The organism is Rhodoferax sp. GW821-FHT10B06, assembly GCF_059415605.1.
The window spans coordinates 54,418-73,448 of sequence record NZ_JBWKNO010000016.1 but is presented as its reverse complement, the minus strand read 5'-3'; the positions used below and the strand labels follow the sequence as shown (position 1 = coordinate 73,448).

Annotated in this window: 16 protein-coding genes; 2 read left to right on the top strand and 14 right to left on the bottom strand. The window is 62.4% G+C overall.

Annotated features, from left to right (window positions below):
* Nucleotides 1–88 precede the first annotated feature (88 nt).
* Entirely contained in the window at nucleotides 89–406 is a 318-nt protein-coding gene (gene fliE, locus AC07O2_RS20800) for a flagellar hook-basal body complex protein FliE (RefSeq protein ID WP_495098473.1), read from the top strand.
* A 53-nt stretch (nucleotides 407–459) separates the two neighbouring features.
* Here the strand turns inward: fliE and AC07O2_RS20795 are convergent, their stop codons facing one another.
* From AC07O2_RS20795 to AC07O2_RS20780, 4 genes are all read right to left on the bottom strand, one after another.
* On the bottom strand, nucleotides 460–759 hold the full coding sequence (locus tag AC07O2_RS20795; RefSeq protein ID WP_490591192.1) for a flagellar protein FliT: 300 nt from the start codon (nucleotides 757–759) through the stop codon (nucleotides 460–462).
* Nucleotides 760–786: 27 nt separating this feature from the next.
* Complete coding sequence (gene fliS, locus AC07O2_RS20790; protein ID WP_495098474.1) at nucleotides 787–1,197, bottom strand: flagellar export chaperone FliS; 411 nt, start codon at nucleotides 1,195–1,197, stop codon at nucleotides 787–789.
* 108 nt (nucleotides 1,198–1,305) lie between these two features.
* Nucleotides 1,306–2,754 carry a flagellar filament capping protein FliD gene (gene fliD / locus AC07O2_RS20785; protein ID WP_495234238.1) on the bottom strand — a complete coding sequence of 483 codons (1,449 nt, stop codon included), beginning with the start codon at nucleotides 2,752–2,754 and terminating at the stop codon, nucleotides 1,306–1,308.
* Nucleotides 2,755–2,894: 140 nt separating this feature from the next.
* Complete coding sequence (locus AC07O2_RS20780; RefSeq protein ID WP_495234237.1) at nucleotides 2,895–4,115, bottom strand: flagellin N-terminal helical domain-containing protein; 1,221 nt, start codon at nucleotides 4,113–4,115, stop codon at nucleotides 2,895–2,897.
* A 242-nt stretch (nucleotides 4,116–4,357) separates the two neighbouring features.
* Between AC07O2_RS20780 and AC07O2_RS20775 the strand changes: the two genes are divergently transcribed.
* Nucleotides 4,358–5,581: a flagellin N-terminal helical domain-containing protein gene (locus tag AC07O2_RS20775; RefSeq protein ID WP_495234236.1), complete on the top strand. Its 1,224-nt coding sequence runs from the start codon at nucleotides 4,358–4,360 to the stop codon at nucleotides 5,579–5,581.
* 64 nt (nucleotides 5,582–5,645) lie between these two features.
* Here the strand turns inward: AC07O2_RS20775 and AC07O2_RS20770 are convergent, their stop codons facing one another.
* The 10 genes from AC07O2_RS20770 to AC07O2_RS20725 form a co-directional block, all read right to left on the bottom strand.
* On the bottom strand, nucleotides 5,646–5,978 hold the full coding sequence (locus tag AC07O2_RS20770; RefSeq protein WP_495105755.1) for an SMR family transporter: 333 nt from the start codon (nucleotides 5,976–5,978) through the stop codon (nucleotides 5,646–5,648).
* Entirely contained in the window at nucleotides 5,975–6,529 is a 555-nt protein-coding gene (locus tag AC07O2_RS20765) for a TetR/AcrR family transcriptional regulator (RefSeq protein WP_495234235.1), read from the bottom strand. The genes AC07O2_RS20770 and AC07O2_RS20765 overlap by 4 nt, the downstream gene beginning before the upstream one ends.
* A 160-nt stretch (nucleotides 6,530–6,689) precedes the next feature.
* On the bottom strand, nucleotides 6,690–7,469 hold the full coding sequence (locus AC07O2_RS20760; RefSeq protein ID WP_495098480.1) for a cephalosporin hydroxylase family protein: 780 nt from the start codon (nucleotides 7,467–7,469) through the stop codon (nucleotides 6,690–6,692).
* 35 nt (nucleotides 7,470–7,504) lie between these two features.
* Nucleotides 7,505–8,257, bottom strand: a complete 753-nt coding sequence (locus tag AC07O2_RS20755) for a class I SAM-dependent methyltransferase (RefSeq protein WP_495234234.1) — start codon at nucleotides 8,255–8,257, stop codon at nucleotides 7,505–7,507.
* A complete protein-coding gene (locus tag AC07O2_RS20750) occupies nucleotides 8,254–9,159 on the bottom strand; it encodes an NAD-dependent epimerase/dehydratase family protein (protein ID WP_495234233.1) in 906 nt (301 codons plus the stop codon). The genes AC07O2_RS20755 and AC07O2_RS20750 overlap by 4 nt, the downstream gene beginning before the upstream one ends.
* Nucleotides 9,156–10,385, bottom strand: a complete 1,230-nt coding sequence (locus tag AC07O2_RS20745; RefSeq protein ID WP_495234232.1) for a class I SAM-dependent methyltransferase — start codon at nucleotides 10,383–10,385, stop codon at nucleotides 9,156–9,158. Before AC07O2_RS20745 ends, AC07O2_RS20750 begins: the two co-directional genes overlap by 4 nt.
* Nucleotides 10,382–10,942, bottom strand: coding sequence for a dTDP-4-dehydrorhamnose 3,5-epimerase family protein (locus AC07O2_RS20740; protein ID WP_495234231.1), 561 nt, complete (start codon nucleotides 10,940–10,942; stop codon nucleotides 10,382–10,384). The genes AC07O2_RS20745 and AC07O2_RS20740 overlap by 4 nt, the downstream gene beginning before the upstream one ends.
* A gap of 84 nt (nucleotides 10,943–11,026) precedes the next feature.
* The gene (rfbG, locus tag AC07O2_RS20735) at nucleotides 11,027–12,082 is read right to left on the bottom strand and encodes a CDP-glucose 4,6-dehydratase (protein WP_495234251.1); all 1,056 of its coding nucleotides are present in this window, start codon (nucleotides 12,080–12,082) and stop codon (nucleotides 11,027–11,029) included.
* Complete coding sequence (rfbF, locus tag AC07O2_RS20730) at nucleotides 12,082–12,852, bottom strand: glucose-1-phosphate cytidylyltransferase (RefSeq protein ID WP_495105748.1); 771 nt, start codon at nucleotides 12,850–12,852, stop codon at nucleotides 12,082–12,084. The genes rfbG and rfbF overlap by 1 nt, the downstream gene beginning before the upstream one ends.
* Complete coding sequence (locus tag AC07O2_RS20725) at nucleotides 12,849–18,905, bottom strand: tetratricopeptide repeat protein (protein ID WP_495234230.1); 6,057 nt, start codon at nucleotides 18,903–18,905, stop codon at nucleotides 12,849–12,851. The genes rfbF and AC07O2_RS20725 overlap by 4 nt, the downstream gene beginning before the upstream one ends.
* Nucleotides 18,906–19,031: the final 126 nt, after the last annotated feature.

Here is a 19,031-nt window from a genome sequence, read left to right as displayed (position 1 = left end):
CCCGTGTTTTGGCCACCATTTCGCCCAATGCTACCGCGCCCGCCTGGCTACGATCACTGCATAGGACCATTACCCTGGAGAAATCGCTATGGATCTCCGCTTGTCACCCATTTCGAGCACCCCGATCCCCCGCACGGGATCAACCATCCGTACCAACACCCCGACTGTGGGCGGCGCGGAAAGCGCTGGTTTTTCAACCGCCCTCAAAGGCGCGCTGAAAGATGTAAGCAATGCACAAAATACGGCAACCCAGCTACAGCAGGAGGTTCAGATGGAGAACCCCAATGTAAGCTTGGAAGAAACCATGGTCGCGATCCAGAAAGCGCAAATTGGCTTTCAGGCGACTCTGCATGTACGCAACCGCATGGTGCAGGCGTACAGCGACATCATGAATATGCAGGTCTAGCACCTGCACAACCGGGGTCCACGGACGCACCAGGCGCCGTGCCCCTCCCCTCTTCAGTGAACCACCTGGGGCCGACGCTCCAGCAGATGCTCAAACTGTTGAATCCAAGGCTCGGTCAGGTAACGGATCTCAGCGTCATTACGCAAGATACGTTGCATGATGCGGGCCTTTTCCGTTTTGTCTTCCGGGGTTAGCTGTTCGGCATAGGACTGGTGGCGCAACTGCTCAATCAGCACCGCACACGCGCCCTCATAACGCACCACTTCATCCCAATCTTCAACCTGGGCAGCCTGCAGCATCTTATGGCTGCTGTCTTCGATGGCTTTGTAATAGTCAATCAAGAGTTGCGACATGGTGTAAATCCAGCAATAGGTCTAAATTCAAGCGTTGCCAACCGAGGGCACATTGATGCTTTTCCAGGCATCAAACACCGGCACGATCAATTGGGTCACCTCCTCAACCAACGAAACATCGTTCTTGAGGTTGGCAGTGGTCAGCCGCAAAATACTGTAGTTATATACACCATTCAAATTCACGGCCAACTCACCTCCAGCTTCCATATCCAGGCCAGACTTCAGCCCTTCTTCCAGGATGCGAACAGCTTTGCCAATCGCCTCCCCCTTCGTCTCGATATCGCCTCGGGCCAGGGCACCGCGTGCACTATTCAAAGAGCGCAGCAAGGCTTCAAACAACAGGCAAATCACTTGATGCGGGCTTGCGCCTTCAATGCTGGTTTGTGCACCAACTCGCTTGTATGCAGAAGCTGCGCGCGCGCTGACTGGAGTAAACATGGTGGTAGTGTCCGTTGGGCTTGTTGTATTAGTTATCGACACAGCACAAAAAAACTCAAGTCAAATTGTTAAAAAAAGTACCGTCTGATCCAAGCAATACAGCGCCACTTACTTGCTACTGCCATTCCAAATATCGACCTGCTGCGTGATGTACGAATTCAACGCCGTCAAGCCCGCCATCTTGGTATCCAAGGCGGTATAGGTCTCCCGCAGACGCTTCTCTACCGATGCCGCACGCGCCGTGATCGTGTCTTGGTCCGTAGAGTTTCGCTTCACCGCCGCAGCCAAGGCATCAGACTTGTTGTTCAACCCCCCGTCAAAAGCCAGCAAACCATCGGCAAAGGTCTTGACCTTGCGAGCAATACCGTTAGTCGACAGGTCTGAATTCTTCTGAGCAAATAAAGCTTTGACGTTGTCCGGCGTATTCAAAGCCGTACCTAGCTTGGTGGCGTCTACCGTAAAGTTGCCATCTCGACCTAGCGAAATACCAATTTCCGACAAACGCGAATATGTGCCAGAGCCATTGGTAGTACTCGTTCCAGTACCGCTCGCCATGGTGGAACGCAGGGAATTGCGCAAACCTACCGCCGTGGAATCACCCTGCAAATCCCCAGCCTTCTTGGTTGTGTCGTCATAAGCCGTGGCGTCCGCCAGATACTTATTGACCGCGTTGTACGCATCCACAAAAGCCTGGATATTGGTCGTCAAAGCAGACTTGTCGACCGCGCTGGATATTTCAGCATTCGTGGTGGTAACCGCTGACGCGGTAATCGTCATACCTGCAATCACACCGGTGAAGGAGTTCGTAGCTGAAGACACCGCAATGCCGTTGATCGTCGCCTTGGCGTTCTGCCCCGCCTGGTAGGTATTGGCCGCCATGCCGTAAGCCGTAGCGGCAGACAGATCAAAGCCCAGCTTGGACAATCCCGAACTGTCCGCATTAGTACCGTCATTATCGGTAGCCAGCACCCGAAAACCCGCCGCCTCGCCCGTCGCAGACGAACGCAACATCAAACGGTCGCCTGTCGCATCCGTCAACACCGTGGCGATCAACCCCGCACCCGAATCATTGATCTTGGTGGCGATCTGGGCCATGGTGTCGGTTGCAGTAACCGTCACCGACACTGCTGCCGAAGTTCCCGCTGCAAAGGAATTGTCGGACTGCCAGGTTCCCGTCTGCAGCGTCAAGGTGCCCGAGCCACCGAAGGCAGCCCCCGCCGTCACGGCAGTCGATGCCGTGGACTGCGCCTTGGCCAGCTGAGAAACCCCTACGCTGAAGCTGGTGGCGCTGGCAAAGCCCGTCACCGACGCAGTCACGGCACTATTGGAAGAATCGACCTTGATACTGTTCCAGCCGCTGTCCAGCGTAATTTTGGAAGCCGCGTCCGACAGCGTGGACACCAGCGACTTGACTTGGGAATAGTCGGAAATCTGCGTCTGAATGACCGCCGCCTTCAGCTGCAGCGTCGTCAAAGGCTGCTTTTCCAACGCCACCAGTTTGGTGATGATGGACTCAACGTCCAAACCACTGCCGATGCCAGTTGATGTAATGCCCATGATGACCTCCAGGACGGATGCTTGCTACGACGAAACGAACAGGCATATTTGTACCTGCATTTCGGAACGCAAAACGGCGGATAAAGGGGGTGCCTTTATCCGCCTTTTCGTTTTAGCACCTATTCACGGTGCTGTCAGCCTTATTGCAGCAGAGACAACACGCTTTGTGGCAGCTTGTTGGCTTGCGCCACCATCGCGGTACCCGCCTGCTGCAGAATCTGCGTACGGGACAAGTTGGCGGTTTCCTGGGCAAAGTCTGCATCCACGATCCGGCCACGAGATGCAGAAAGGTTTTCCACGTTGATCGCGATGTTGCCGGTGGCACTGTCAAACCGGCTTTGCAAAGCGCCCAACTGAGCCCGTGCACTATTGACCTGGTTGATCGCAGAGTCCAGCTTCTTGATGGCCACCCAGGCGTTACGCTGTGTGTCAATAGTCAGGGTGTCGATACCCAGCGCGTCGGTAGAGGTGCTGGTCGCGCTCAACTGCGAAGCCATGGACGTGGCTGCCTCACCCGTGGTAGCAAGCGTAAAGCCGGTCAGGGTCACAGCTTCCGCATCGCCAGCCGTCGTCAGCTTGGACGACATCAGGTCGATACGGTAGGTTTGGTCGTCGTTTTGCGACAGGTAAGCAGTCACGCCCGTATCCGAAGTCTTACGGTTGATTGCCTCAACCACTTGACCCATACGTTCTGCACCGGAGCTTGCTGCGGCAATCACACCCAGATCCACAGCCACCGTTGCACTGGCGGTAGAAATGCTCAAGGTGCCGCTGTTGATAGAGGTCAGCGTGCTCACCGAGCTGGCCGCCACGGCGCTAGCAGACGAGTCAAAACCGTATGCCACCTGGGACAGACCATTGGCAGCCGAATTGGTCAGCTTACCCACGGTAATCGTGTCACCAGCGTTAGCGCCCACTTGGAAAGCCGCACCAGCAAACGATCCGTCCAGTAACTTCTTGCCGTTGAAGGTGGTTTGCTTGGCAATACGGTCCACTTCATCGGTCAGCTGGGAGACTTCGGCCTGCAGCGCCTTGCGGTCATCCGCGCTGTTCGTGGCATTACCTGATTGCACAGCCAGTTCACGCATACGTTGCAGCATGTCACCGACCTTGCCCAAGGCACCTTCAGCCGTTTGCGCCAGCGAAATACCGTCATTGGCGTTACGCGAACCCACCGTCAAGCCCTTGATCTGGCTGTTGAAGCGCTCGGCAATAGCCAGGCCGGCGGCATCGTCCTTGGCGCTGTTGACGCGCAAACCTGAAGACAGGCGCTGCATAGACGTGGCCAACGAGCCGGCGGACGACATCAGATTGCGCTGAGCATTCAGCGAATTGATGTTCGTGTTGATAGTTGTGGACATTTCAAAGCTCCTGAAAGGTTGAGTTCAATGACGAACCATTGAAAAGGCCCGTTGAGTATGTTTTCGGGTGTCCATCGCAAAACTTTAGGGCTGGACATGTAAATAGCCGGTGATTTCTGCCGCTTATCCAAGGACTGCCATGAACTCGAATAAACACAATTGAGTTACCGCTCATGGTCGTTGGCCAGCTGAGCTGACCCGAACCGGCTTTAGCCAACTTTCATCTCTCAAGGAGCTTCGCAATGGCTGCCACGATCAACACGAACATCAATTCGCTCAACGCCCAGCGCAACCTGGCAAACAATGCCATGGGGCTGGCCACCTCCATGCAGCGCCTGTCTTCAGGTTTGCGCGTCAACAGCGCCAAGGACGATGCCGCCGGCCTGGCGATCTCCGAGCGCATGGCCACCCAGATCCGCGGCTTGTCCGTCGGTTCGCGCAATGCCAACGACGGCATTTCGCTGGCGCAAACGGCTGAAGGTGCCTTGGGCAAGGTCGGTGACATGCTGCAACGTATGCGTGAACTGGCTGTGCAGGCCGGTAACGCCACCAACAGCAAGGAAGACCGCAAGGCACTGCAAGCCGAAGTCTCCCAGCTGACCGATGAAATCGACCGTATCGCCAAGCAAACCACCTTCAACGGCACCAAGATTCTGGACGGCTCATTTGCAGGCGCCGTATTCCAGGTCGGCGCCAACTCCGGCGACGTGGCTTCGCTGGGTGCGCTGACCAACTCCACGGCCAAAGGCCTGGCCGATATTGCCTACGCCTACGACCAGTCGGCCAGCGCCGTGGACGCCAGCGCAGTCAGCACGCTGACCTCCATCCCGTCCAATACCCTGACCATATCGATCGCAGGCGCCACTGCCGCTGTCGACCTGGGAGCCATTCCTGTTGCCAGCTCGGGCTCTGAGCGCATGGGCCAAGTGATCGAAGCGATCAACCGGAAGTCATCCGACACCGGCGTGACGGCTTATCTGTCACAGAACGATGACCAAACCTACCGCATCGACCTGATGTCAGCCAAACTGGACAGCAATGGAGACCCCGCCGCTGTCACACTGTCGGGTTTCTCGCTGGCTACCACCGGCGAAGCCGCCACCAGCATGGGTTCTAACATCAGCGCCACCGACACCTCGACCGACGCCCTGGGGATCGATACGCTGAGCATCACCACCCAACGCGACGCCTGGGTGGCAATGAAGAAGATTGACACCGCCATCAACCAGGTCAACACGGCACGGGCCGGCCTGGGCGCTTTGCAAAGTCGCTTTGAAAGTGCTGTGAGCAATATCGCCATCCAAGTGGAAAACCTGGCCGCCGCCAAGGGACGCATCGTGGACGCAGACTTCGCCCAGGAAACCGCCAACCTGTCGCGCACCCAGATCCTGCAGCAGGCCGGCACCGCCATGGTGGCCCAGGCCAACAAGCTGCCGCAAGGCGTGCTGACCCTGCTGCAACAATAAACAGCGTAAGCACCATGAAAAAGGCCCCGAGGGGCCTTTTTTCATGGGCGCAGCAAACCCCGACTCAATGCGCGGCGGATTTCGAGAACACGTTCATGACCACCACACCGGCAATGATCAGTGCCATGCCGCCCAGCGCAGGCGCATCCAGGCGCTGTTTGAACACCACCCACGAGACCACGGCCGTCAGCACGATGCCTACGCCGGACCAGATTGCATAAGCCACACCCGTAGGAACCGTACGCAGCACCACCGTCAGGCAGTAAAAAGCCGCGGCGAACCCCACCAGGGCGCCCAGCGTGGGCCACAGCTTGGTAAAACTGTCAGATGCCTTGAGCATCGCGGTGGAGATCACCTCCAGCACGATGGCGGCGGACAAAGCCAGATAAGCGTTCATGGAAGGTTCTCCTTATTAGATAAAGCCAATAGCGCGGCCTGGATCGCACTGCGGTCGGACGCGGACAGCTTGTAAATACCCAGCAAATCAGACAGCCACAGGCCGTCTGCTGCCAGGCGCATGATGGTTTCGTTGATGCCCGGGGTCGGGTCCTTCTGGCGATCAGCAGCAACCCAGTCCGCCCAGCGGGTCGCCACCGACCGCTCGACCACCGACGCCACCAGCACCGCCCGCCAGTGGGCCAAATCGTCCGGGTCCGCCCCACCACCCACCGCCGCCCGCACATAGGCCTGCGCGGCGGCGCCCGGCCCCACGCCCACCTGCCCCGCAAGCTCGACCTCGAACGCCGTGAGAAAGGTGTCCGCCATGGCCGCCAGCAACTGTTCGCGGGTGCCAAAGTGGTGCTGTACAGCCCCCTTGCTCACGCCTACATGTTCAGCCACCGCCCCGATGGACAGGGCCTGGCCTGCTGCGAGCAGCTCGGCCGTGGCGTTTAATAGCTTGGCGCGTACGGCGTCCGGGTCTTTTTTGCGGTGGTGAGCTTCTGCCATGGCTGAATTTTAACATTACGATCGTATTGTTTCAAATTCAAAAAAAGGCCCTGGCACATGCAGCGCCAAGACCTCTCCATGCAGATATATAGGGAAATATGCTGTTGACGCAGGTAATACCTACGCCAGCAGCTATCAAAACAGAAGCATCAACAAAACCTCAAGCGATACGCTTCAGGAAGCCTTCGGGGGCCACGGTGACCATCAGACGCGACTCGGACGCGCTATCCACGGCGAATTCGGGGTGGCTTTTCAGCCACTGGCGGCTGGCGGTCTTGGGGTTGTTACCCACATCCCAGGGGCGGTTCAGGAAGAAGTTGGGCGGCATGTCTTCGACAAAGGTGTCGAACACCACGCAGTAGCTGCCCGGCGTGACCAGGGGCGCATAGGCGTCCAGCTCGCCCAGCACGTGGTCATGGGTGTGCATGGAATCCAGAAACACCAACACTTTCTTATAACCCTGGGCCGCGGCATGCACCTGGGCCACCACGTCGGGCGCGACGGACGAGCCCTGCACCATCTGGATGCGGCTGGCCATGGGGTGGGCCTCGATGGCAGCACGGTTGTGCGGGCGGATGTCGATGTCGATACCAATCACCTTGCGCGCAGACTTGCGCGGGTCAATGGTGCTGCCGCTCTCGATGGCGTCGCACATGTCCAGCATGGCCAGCAGGGAGGCGCTCAGCACCAGCGAGCCGCCGTGGGCGATGCCGGTTTCGATAATCAGGTCCGGGCGCACCTGCCACACCAGCTCCTGGATGCCCACCATGTCCTGCGGGTACTGGATGATGGGGCGGCCCAGCCAGTCGAAGTTGTAGACATATTTCTTGTCCATCGAAGCTTGCAGCCACTGGCGCGACAGGTCTTTGAAGGCCGTGTCCTGGGCATAGGCGGCCAGGCGCTCCTGGCGTTCGGCGGCAAATTGTTGTTCTGGGGTCATGTCGTGCTCCTTGTTTCTTGAATGGGCGTATGTAATTAGCGTTTGATGACCAGGCCCTGGCCGGTGGGCAGCTCCATCACCTGGTAGCCACGCTGGGCCAGCCAGGCGTCTTCGGCCAGCTTCTGGTCGCGGTAGACGGCCCAGCCGTAGTCGTCCAGCACCAGCAGGGCGCCGGGCACCATGCGGTCGAACAGAACTTCCAGCGCGCCCACCTCGGCCGCCGCGTTGTTCATGTCCAGGTGCATGAAGGCAATTTTCTCGGGCGCCACCTGGTGCAGCACCTCGGGCACTGCGCCCTGGGTGACCACCACATTGGGCATGTCGGCAAACCGGTCTACCACCGCCTGGTAGAGCTGGTTACCGTGGTCGGGCATGGCGTGGTGGGCCATGCCAGGGGCATGTTCAAACAGGTCGTACAGGTAGTAGCGCTTGTCGCAGCGGGCGAAGTCCACCGTGTCGCAGACCACGCGCACGCTGGTACCTTTGTAACAACCACCCTCCACGAAGTCGCCCTCCAGCTTCAGGCCGTTGCGCACGCCCCACAGCAGGATAGAGGTACGCCACAGGATGGCCCGCTCCACGTCTTCATGGACGTTCTTCTCGACGGAGCGCATAAAGGCCTCATCGTCCAGAAAACTCAGGTTCCGGTTGAAGGTGAACAGGTTGTCGCCGGTGTAAATGCCCACCTGCACGTCCAGGTTGTTCACGCTGTGCTGGATACCGCGCAGAAACTCGGGCTTGTTGGCGGCGCCCCAGAACATGCCGGTGAGATGGTTTTTGTCGGTCATGGCGTCACCTTGGTCGTTGTAGGCACAGGCACCACCATGGCAGCCAGGCCTTGCTCCAGCGTCATTTGGGGCCGCCAGCCGGTGGCGCGCAGGCGAGTGCTGTCGCCCACCAACATGGGCGGGTCACCCGGGCGGGCCGTGGCCAGGGCCAGCACGGGGGCTGGGTCGGCGCCGCACAAGCGTGCCAGGATGGTCACCACGTCGCCAATGCGGCTGGGCTCGCCGGAGCAGATATTGAAGCTGCCGTTGCAGCCCTGCAGCAAGACCGTGGCCAGGGCTGCCGCCGCATCCGGCACCGGCAGCATGCCCCGGTAGGCCGCCACGTTCACACCAAACGGTGGTGCTTCACCCCGGAACACCCGCACCAGCGAAGGCAGCATGCGCTGAGGCGCCTCGCCCGGCCCGAACGGAAAAAAGATATGGCCCCAAGCCATGGACACGCCCCGGCCCGCGCACAGGGCAGCGGCCATGCGCCGGGTGGCATCCTTGGCCACGCCGTACAAGGTGGCAGGGGCGTAAGGCGACACGTCTTCGCGCAGATAGCCTGCGGCCCAGTCGTATTCGGCACAGCTACCGGCTATCGCCACATGCTGGCCGCCGGCATCGCAAAAGGCCTGCAGCAGGCGCAGCGTGGCGTCGGCCCAGCGGAAGTTGAGCGGAGATGTCCAGTACTTGCCGTATTCGGTGGTCCAGGCCAGGTGCATCAAATGGCTGGCACCGGCGGCCTGCACGGCCTCGGCCAGGTTCGCGCCGTCCAGCAGATCGCAGTGCACCAGAGGTACATCTTCAAACCCGGCTGGCAGGCTGCGCCCCAACACGGCCACCTCGCAGCCCTGGGTGCGCAGCTGGGCCAGCACGTAGCGGCCCAGGTAGCCGCTGGCGCCGGTGAGCAGTACCTTCACGGCCACACGACCAGCCCCGGCACGGCGGTGACGAAGCGGCCGCCCCAGTCGCGGATGTAGGCCAGCTGCTCCATCACCTCGGCCTGCAGGTTCCACGGCAGTATCAGCACATAGCGCGGCTGCTGGGCGCGCAAATAGGCTTCGTCCACGATGGGAATGCGGCTGCCCGGCATGTACTTGCCCTGCTTGGCGGGAGCCCGGTCCACCACATAGGGCAGCAGGTGCGGGCGCACGCCGGCAAAGTTCAGCAGGGTATTGCCCTTGGCAGCCGCACCGTAGGCGGCAACACTGTGGCCCGCATGTGCGCCGCTCACCAAAAATGAGAGCAGCTCACGCGCAATGCGCCTGCTCTGCGCGCCAAATTGGCTATAGAACTCGGGCGTGCGCATGCCGGCCGCTTCCTCACCCAGCAGCACCTGCTGCACAGCGGGTGCCACGGGCTGGGTGCCAGTATCCGAGCGCTGGGCAAACACGCGCAGGCTGCCGCCGTGGGTGGGTAGCTCCTGCACGTCGAACACCTGCAGGCCGTTGGCTGCAAAGATGCGCTGCACGGCGGTGAGCGACAGATAGGAATAGTGCTCGTGGTAGGCCGTGTCGAACTGGCACTGCTGCACCATCTGCTGCACGTGTGGGAACTCGAAGGTCGCCACACCCTGGGCCTTGAGCAGCAGGGCAAAGCCGGCCACGAAGTCGTTGATGTCGGGCACATGGGCCAGCACATTGTTGGCGGCGGTCAGGTCGGCCTGCTGGCCCTGGGCTACCAGCTCCTGCGCCAGTGCCACGCCAAAGAAGCGTTCTACCACCACAATCCCCTTGGCCTTGGCGGCGGCCGCCGTGCTGGCCGTGGGCTCGATGCCGTAGCAGGGCACGCCGGCGGCCTGCACGTACTGCAGCAGATAGCCGTCGTTGGACGCGACCTCAACCACCCGGCTAGCGGACGTCAGCCCAAAGCGCTGCTGCATCTCGGCCACATAGGCCTGGGCATGGGCCAGCCAGGAGCTGGAGATGCTGCTGAAGTAGGCGTAGTCAGCGGTGAACAGGGCCTCGCGCCCGGCGTGGTCCTCGGTTTGCACCAGCCAGCAGTGCTGGCAAACCAGCACGCGCAGGGGGTACCAGACCTCGGGCGCGTTCAGCGTGGTGTCGGTCAGGTAGGCGTTGCTGGGCGGGGCGCTGCCCAGGTCCAGAAAAGGCAGGCTCAGCAAGGCCCCACAGTGGCGGCATTTCACAAACGGACTCCTTCAAAATCATCACCCAGCGCCGGATGGCTGGCGTCGCGGGTAGACAGGCCACGCACCGGCAGCGGCCAGGCTATGGCCAGGCGCGGGTCCTGCGGGTGCAGGCCGGCCTCGCTCTGCGGCGCATAAGCCTGGGAATGGCAGTACAGCATTTCCGCATCGGCCTCCAGCGCCTGGAAGCCGTGGGCAAAGCCGGGGGGTATCAATAACGCACGCTGGTTGTCGGCCGACAGTGGCTCGGCATGCCAGCGCAGATAGGTGGGCGAATCGGGCCGCAGGTCCACCGCCACGTCCCACACCGCGCCGCGTATGCAGCTGACCAGCTTCATCTCGGCATGCGGCGGGTGCTGGAAGTGCATGCCGCGCACGGTGCCGGGCTCGGCCGTCTGGGTGTGGTTGATCTGGGCAATGGGGCCGACCCAGCCGGCCGCGGCCAGCTCGTCGGCACAGAACAGGCGCGACAGAAAGCCCCGGGCATCGCCCAGGCGCTGGCGCTGCACCACCCACAGGCCGACCAGCGGGGTGGGCTGCAGTTCAAATCGGCTCATGGCTGCGCCACTTTCTTTGAATAAAAAGTGCCTCCGGCACAGGAAATACCTGCGCAAGCAGCTATCAATAACAGAGCAAACGGGTTACAGCGGGCCATAGGCCTCCATCTGGCTACGGCAGAGCTGGGCCATGTCTTCACCGGCGCGCCAGGCGCGGTGCCAGGCCACGGTGTGCTCCAGCGCCTGGTCCAAGCTCCAGCGCGGCTGCCAGCCCAGCTGGGCGCGGGCGCGGGTGATGTCCAGGCGCAACAGGCCTGCCTCGTGGGGATGGTCGCCGCCGTCGGGCATGTCCACGCGGGCGCCCTGCCCCCACAGGCTGGCCAGGCGCTGGGCCAACTGGCCCACGCTGGCGTCGCCGCGTGCGTCGGGGCCGAAATTCCAGGCGCTGGCGGCCTGCGGCGCGCGGGCCAGCAGATGCTCGGCCAGGCGCACATAGCCGGACAAGGGCTCCAGCACATGCTGCCAGGGGCGCACCGCGCCGGGGTAGCGCAGCTGCACCGGCTGGCCGGCGGCAAAGGCCTGCAGGCAGTCGGGCACCAGGCGGTCCGCCGCCCAGTCGCCGCCGCCAATCACATTGCCGGCGCGTGCGGTGGCGATCTGCGCCGCATCGGCGGTATGGAAAAAGCTGGCACGGTAGCTGGCGGCGACGATCTCGGCCGCGCCCTTGCTGGCGCTGTAGGGGTCGTGGCCGCCCAAGGCATCGGCTTCGCGGTAGGGGTAGACCCATTCGCGGTTGTCGTAGACCTTGTCGGTGGTCACCACCACCACGGCGCGCACGCTGGGGACCGCACGCACGGCCTCCAGCAGATGTACCGTGCCCATCACATTGGTGGCAAAAGTGCCCAAGGGGTCGGCATAGCTGGCGCGCACCAAGGGCTGGGCCGCCAGGTGGAACACCACCGTGGGCTGGGCCGCGGCCAGGGCAGCCTGCAGCGCCGTCCGGTCGGCCAGGTCGGCACGGGTGTCGCTGGCCAGGACATCCGCCACGCGCGCCACCTCGAACAGGCTGGGCCTGGTGTTCGGGTCCAGCGCATAGCCATGGACCTTGGCGCCCATGGCGTGCAAGGCCAGGGCCAGCCAGCCGCCTTTGAAGCCGGTGTGGCCGGTGAGAAATACCGGGGCGTCTTGCCAGACCGCCATTACCAACGCTTCCAAGGGGCTTTACCAGAGGACCAAAGCTCCTCCAGCAGATTCTTTTCACGCAGCGTATCCATGGGCTGCCAGAAGCCTGTGTGCTCGTAGGCGCGCAACTGGCCTTCCTGGGCCAGCCCCGCCAGCGGCTCGGCCTCCCAGCTGGTACTGTCGCCGGCGATGCGGTCCAGCACCAGGGGCGAGAGCACGAAGAAGCCGCCGTTGATCAGCCCCCCGTCGCCGCGCGGTTTTTCAGTGAAACCCTGCACCACGTCGCCCTCCATGCGCAGCGCGCCGTAGCGGCCCGGGGGCTGTACGGCAGTCACCGTAGCCAACTTGCCGTGCTGCTGGTGGAAGGCGATGCTGGCGCTGATGTCCACGTCAGACACGCCGTCGCCATAGGTGAAGCAGAAGGCGGGCTCGTTTTTCACGTAGTCGGCCACGCGCTTGAGGCGGCCGCCGGTCATGGAGTCGTCGCCCGTGTCCACCAGAGTGACCTTCCAGGGCTCGGCGTGCTTGTGGTGCACTTCCATGCGGTTCTGCGCCATGTCGAAGGTCACATCGGACATATGCAGAAAGTAGTTGGCGAAGTATTCCTTGATGATGTAGCCCTTGTAGCCACAGCAGATCACGAAGTCGTTCACGCCGTGGGCGGAATACATCTTCAGGATGTGCCAGAGGATGGGCTTGCCACCGATCTCGATCATGGGCTTGGGACGGAGGTGGGTTTCCTCGGAAATCCGGGTACCCAGGCCGCCGGCCAATATCACTGCTTTCATATGTCTCTCCTCTCCCAGCGCTGGAACATCTGAGCATAGGCCTGCTCCACGTTGCGCGCAAAGCCCACCTCGTCCATCAGCCGGCTATCCCGCATCTGCTGGCGTAGCGTGGCACGCTGGTGCGCCAAAGCCGGCAGGTCCGCCGCCAGAGCCACCACTTTGTCCACGTACTCGTCTTCGCTCTGGGCAATCCATTCCGGGTGGCCTACGCCCTCAAGAATGGCGCTGCCGATGCGGCCCACGCTGGGGCGGCCCGCCAGGGTCACAAACGGTAATCCCATGTACAGGGTCTCGAACAGCGTCGTACCCGAGTTGTGCGGAAAACAGTCTAGCCCGATGTCGATGCCACGCAGCACGTCCCACGGAGGGCTGTGGTAGCCAATGTGCAGGCGCTCTGGCTCTATGCCGTGGGCCGTGAATTTGTCCACCGCAGCCTGCTGGACGCTGGCGTCGGTAAAGGAGCTGCTGTCGATGACGATATGGGCCGTAGGCAAGCGCTGCAAGATGGCGGACCAGACACGGATGGTGCGGTGGTTGATACGCACGCCCCGGGTCAGCGTGCCCAGCGTGATGTAGCCGCGTGTCAACGCTGGCAGGGGGCTGGGCTCACCGGTGGTGGTGGCCGGGCGGTAGGCGGTGTAGCTGCCGGGCAGGCGCCAGGGTTGCTCGGAGAACAGGTGTTCGCAGCCTTCAGGCGCGCTGGCCTTGTCGGTCAGGTAGTAGTCGATGGCTTTCAGGCCGGTGGTGTAGCCGTAGCCCATCCAGCTCATGGAGACAGGAGCCGGTTTGCGGGCAAATACCCCCAGACGGTTGCCTGCGGTATGGCCGGCCAGCTCCACCAGGATGTCGATGCCGTCGGCACGGATACGCGCAGCCAAGGCTGCATCGCTCATGCCTCTGGTGGGCACCCAGTGCTCTACATAGCGCTTGTAGCGCTGGGTGGCACCGTCTTCCTGGGTGAGTTCGGCGTAGGCGTACACGTCCACCACGCTGGGGTCGTGGTGTGCCAGCAGGGGCTCCATGAAGAAGGTGCAGGCGTGGTTCTTGAAGTCGGGCGAGACGTAGCCGACCTTCAGGCGCCGGCCGGCCGCCGGTGGGTTGCTGTGGGCAGGCCACTCACTGCGGTACGGTGCACCATACCGCCGCTCGAAGTCCGCGTAGACCTCGTAGATGGCCTCGGCACTCTTGTCGGCGTCGTAGTTCAGCGCAAACAACATGCTGGAATACACCGGGGCGGCGTAGTCGCACAGCTCCAGGGCACGGTAAAAGCTGGTGATGGATTCCGCCAAACGCCCCTGCATGAGCAGCGTGACGGCGTAGTTGGACCAGGTCGGCATAAAGCCCGGGTCCAGCGCAATGCCCTTGGCCAGGTACTCCTCCGACTCGGTCAGGCGCCGCTGCTCCTTGAGGCTGGCGCCCAGATTGCACAGCACCGCCACTGCATCGGGCTTGATCTCCAGGGCACTGCGGTAATCGGCCTCAGCCTGGCTTTGCAAGCCCAGCTCACCCAGGAAGTTGCCACGGTGGAAATAGCTTTCGTAGTCGCCCTCTTTGACCTTCACGGCACCACGTATGCAGGCCTCGGCCTCGGCGCCCCTGCCCTGGCGTTGCAACGCGCGGCTCAGGTGCAGCGATATCTGCACGTCGTCCGGTGTCCAGCGCAACAGGCTGCGCCAGACCGACTCGGCCTCGACAAAATTGCCGGCGTCCTGCAGCAAGGTGCCCAAAATCTGGTGGGCGGAAACAAAGTCTGGCTTCAGGCGCAGGGCCTCGCGGTAGCAAGGTATCGCCTCGACCCGGCGCCCCTGGCCGCACAGGGTGTTGCCCAGGTTGTGCTGGGCTTCGGCGTCGTCCGGCTGCAAGGCGATGACCTGGCGGTAGTAGTGCTCCGCCTGCTCCATCAGCCCTTGCTGCTCGTAGGTCCGCGCCAGGTTGAACAAGGCCTCGGTGTCGTCCGGCAACAGTTGGACAGCACGCCGTTTGGCCTGCAGCGCCTCTTCCAGTCGCTCCTGTTTTTGCAGCAAAGAACCCAGCAATTTCCAGCTGTAGCCATGCCTTGGATAACGCGCCACGAGGGCGCGGGCCGCCTGGGCGCCCTCTTCCCATTGGCCCGCATTGAAGCTGCGTACCAGTGCGTCCATGGCTTCCACGGGCGGCGTGGCCTCTACCGTGCCCGGCGCCACATCGGCCAGCCAGCGCGCGAACATCTGCGCATAGGCCTGCTCGACCTGGCGGGTGAAGCCGGCCTCATCCATCAGGGGGCTGGCCTGCATCTCCGCGCGCAGCGTGGCACGCAAGCGGGCCAGGGCCGGCAGGTCGGAGGCCAGGGCCACCACCTTGTCCACATACGCATCTTCGGTCTGGGCGATCCACTCCGGCCGGCCCAGGCCCTGCAGGATGGCGCTACCGATGCGGCCCACGCTAGGCCGGTCGGCCAGGGTCACATAGGGCAGGCCCATGTACAGGGTCTCGAACAGGGTGGTGCCGGAGTTGTGCGGGAAGCAGTCGAGTCCGATGTCGATGCCGCGCAGCACGTCCCAGGGCGGGCTGTTGTAGCCGATGTGCAGGCGCTCGCGGCCAATGCCGTGGGCGATGAACTTTTGCACCGCCGCCTCTTGCACCGGGCCGTCGCCAAACGAGCGGCTGTCGATCACGATATGGGCCGTGGGCAGGCGCTGCAGGATGCGCGCCCAGACGCGGATAGTGCGGTGGTTGACGCGCACGCCCCGGGTCAGCGTGCCCAGGGTGACGTAGCCACGCTCCAGCGCCGGCAGAGCATTCACCTCGCCCATGCCGGTACCAGGACGGTAGGCGGCGTAGCAGCCCGGCAGGCGCCAGGGCTCCTCGGAGAACAAATGCTCGCTACCCACGGGCACGCTGGCCGCATCGGTCAGGTAGTAGTCGATGGCGCGCAGGCCGGTGGTGTAGCCGTAGCCCATCCAACTCAGGGAGATGGGAGCGGGTTTGCGGGCAAACACACCCAGGCGGTTGCCCACGGTGTGGCCAGCCAGATCGACCAGGATGTCGATGCCATCGGCACGGATGCGCTCGGCCAGGGCCTGGTCCGACAGATGGCGGGTCAGCACCCAGTGGTCTACATAGCTCTGGTAGCGCTGGCTGACGTCATCTTCACGGCCCAGGTCGGCGTAGGCCCACACCTCTACCTGCGCAGGGTCATGGTGGGCCAGCAGCGGCTCCATGAAGAAGGTGCAGGAATGGTTGCGGAAGTCAGGCGACACATAGCCCACCCGGAGGCGGCGCCCGGGCGTGCGGTTGTTGGTGTGCGGTAGCCAGGTGGCGCGCTGCGGTGCGCCAAAGCGGCGCTCATAGTCCTGGTAGCTCTCGTACACCTGCTCGGCCGTATGGCCGGCGTGGTAGTTCAGGGTGAACAGCAGGTTGTCGAAAATCGATTTGTGCTCGGGTGTCAGCGCCAGTGCAGAACGGAAGTTGGCCTCGGACTCCTCCAGCCGACCCATCTTTTGGTAGGTGATGGCCAGATTATTGAAGGCTTCGGCGTAGGCTGGTTTGAGCTGCAAAGCACGCTTCAGCGCAATCTCCGCCTGCGAGTAATGCTCTAAATCTTGTAGCGAATGACCTAGGTTGCAGGCAGCCTCGGCGTCCTGCGGCAGCAGCTTGGCGGCCTGGCGTTTGGCATCCAGGGCCTCCACCGCGCGCCCCGAAGCCTGCAACAGCGCGCCCAGGGCCTTCCAGCCAAAGCCGTGCTGCGGGTAGTTGTGCACCATGGTCTGCGCGGCCTTGATACCGGCATCGAAGTCGCGGGACTCGAAGAACGAGGTCAGCAACTTCATGTCGTCCATGCTGGGATGCGCGCCCAGCGCCTTGCGGCTCTGCTTCTTGCTGGTCTTGGGCGCCGCCTCCCATTGGGCGAACATGGCCTGGTACGCAGCTTCCACATTGCGGGCAAAGCCCAGCTCGTCCATCAGCCGGCTATCCCGCATCTGCTGGCGCAATGTGGCCCGCTGATGTGCCAGGGCAGGCAGGTCCGCCGCCAGGGCCACCACTTTGTCCACGTACTCGTCTTCCGTCTGCGCTATCCACTCTGGGTGGCCTATGCCTTCCAGGATGGCGCTGCCGATGCGTCCCACGCTGGGGCGCCCCGCCAGGGTGACAAACGGCAATCCCATGTACAGGGTTTCAAACAAGGTCGTGCCGGAGTTGTGCGGGAAGCAGTCCAGCCCGATGTCGATGCCGCGCAGCACGTCCCACGGCGGGCTGTTGAATCCAATATGCAGCCGCTCCGTGGCAATGCCATGGGCGGTGAATTTATCTACCGCCGCTTGCTGGACGCTGGCATCTTTGAAGGAGCTACTGTCAATAACGATATGTGCCGTGGGCAAGCGCTGCAGTATGGCAGCCCAAACACGGATAGTGCGGTGGTTGATGCGCACGCCCCGGGTCAGGGTGCCCAGGGTCACATAACCGCGCTGCAGTGCAGGCAGGGGGCTGGGTTCGCCGGTGGTGGTGACTGGACGGTAGGCAGTGTAGCTACCGGGCAGGCGCCATGGCTTTTCTGAGAACAAATGTTCGCAGCCCTCAGGTGCGCTGGTGGCGTCGGTGAGGTAGTAGTCGATGGCTTTCAGGCCGGTGGTGTAGCCGTAGCCCATCCAGCTCATGGATACCGGGGCCGGTTTGCGGGCGAACACACCCAGGCGGTTGCCGGCGGTGTGGCCGGCCAGGTCCACCAGAATGTCAATGCCATCCGCACGAATACGCGCCGCCAAGGCCGCATCGCTCATGCCACGCGTGGGGACCCAGTGCTCAACGTAGCCCTTGTAGCGCTGGGTGGCGCCGTCTTCCTGGGTAAGCTCCGCATAGGCATAGACATCGACCACGCGGGCATCATGGTGGGCCAGCAGGGGTTCCATGAAGAAGGTGCAGGCGTGGTTCTTGAAGTCGGGCGAAACATAGCCGACCTTCAGGCGTCGGCCGGCCGCCGGTGGGTTGCTATGGGCTTGCCACTCACTGCGGTGTGGCGCTCCAAAACGCCTCTCGAAGTCCGCATAGATCTCGTAGATCGCCGCCGCACTCTTGTCCGGATGGTAGTTGGCGACGAACAGCAAGTTGTCAAACGCGACACGGTGGTCGGGCTTGGAGGCCAGCGCGTGCTGCAGGGCGTCTATGGCCTCGTCCACCTGTCCGTGGGCATTGAAAATGCCGCTCAGGTTGTTATAGGCCTCGGCAAAGTCGGGCTGCAAGGCAATTGCCCGCTCAAAGCAGGCATGCGCATCATGGATCTGGCCGTTCGCGTTGAAGGCCAGGCCCAGGTTGTTGAAAGCCTCGGCGTAATCGGGTTTGACCGCCACAGTGGCGCGAAACACGGCGATGGACTCGGGAATCTGCCCCAACTCGAAATGCGCGCGGCCCAGGTTGCAAAGACCCTCGGCATCATTCGGCAGCAATTGCACAGCCCGTTTCTTGACCTCCAGGGCCTCTTCCTTTTTGCCTTGCGGCTGCAGCATGGCTCCCAGCGCCTTCCAGGCAAAACCGCTTTCCGGGCAGCGCTCCACCAAGGCCCGGGCATAAGCCTCACCCTGTACATAGCTTTTCTGCTGGAAGTAGACCACCAGGGCTTTTTGCTCTGCCGGGGTGGGCTCCAGCGCCACATGCGGCTTCACGACCTCGTCTGCCGCCGGTACGGGCAGGCGCTCGGACAACGCATTGAACATCGCACGCGACAGACCCTGGGCTTGCGCCAAAGGCAAGACCTGGCGCGCCATATCGAAATACTGGCAGCGGATCAGCCCATCGATATAGCTGAACCAGAACTGGGTGCTGGTGGCATCTACATTCAGCGCCGCCTCGAAATACGGCAAGGCCTCCAGGGGCCGCAGCAGCTGTATGGCCAGCAGCACCCCCAGATTGTGGTTGGCATCGGGGTTGAGAGGCTCATCCTGCAGCACGGCGCGGTAAGCCGCTTCGGCCTGCGCATACTCCATCCGGCGGTGCGCATCCATGGCCTGCGCCAGCAAGCCCTCGGCCACGGAGTCGTCCGTGCGCGGCAGGCTTGCGGTATCGGTGGTCGCGAGAGTCATGGTCGTGCCGCCCTGGGGCACAGGGCCTATGGGATATTCGTACCCTGGAAGAATAACCAGCACCGAGCGAATGCAAAGGCCGATTTGACGTCGTTTTGCGCCCCTTCTCCCCGTGCAAACATCTTT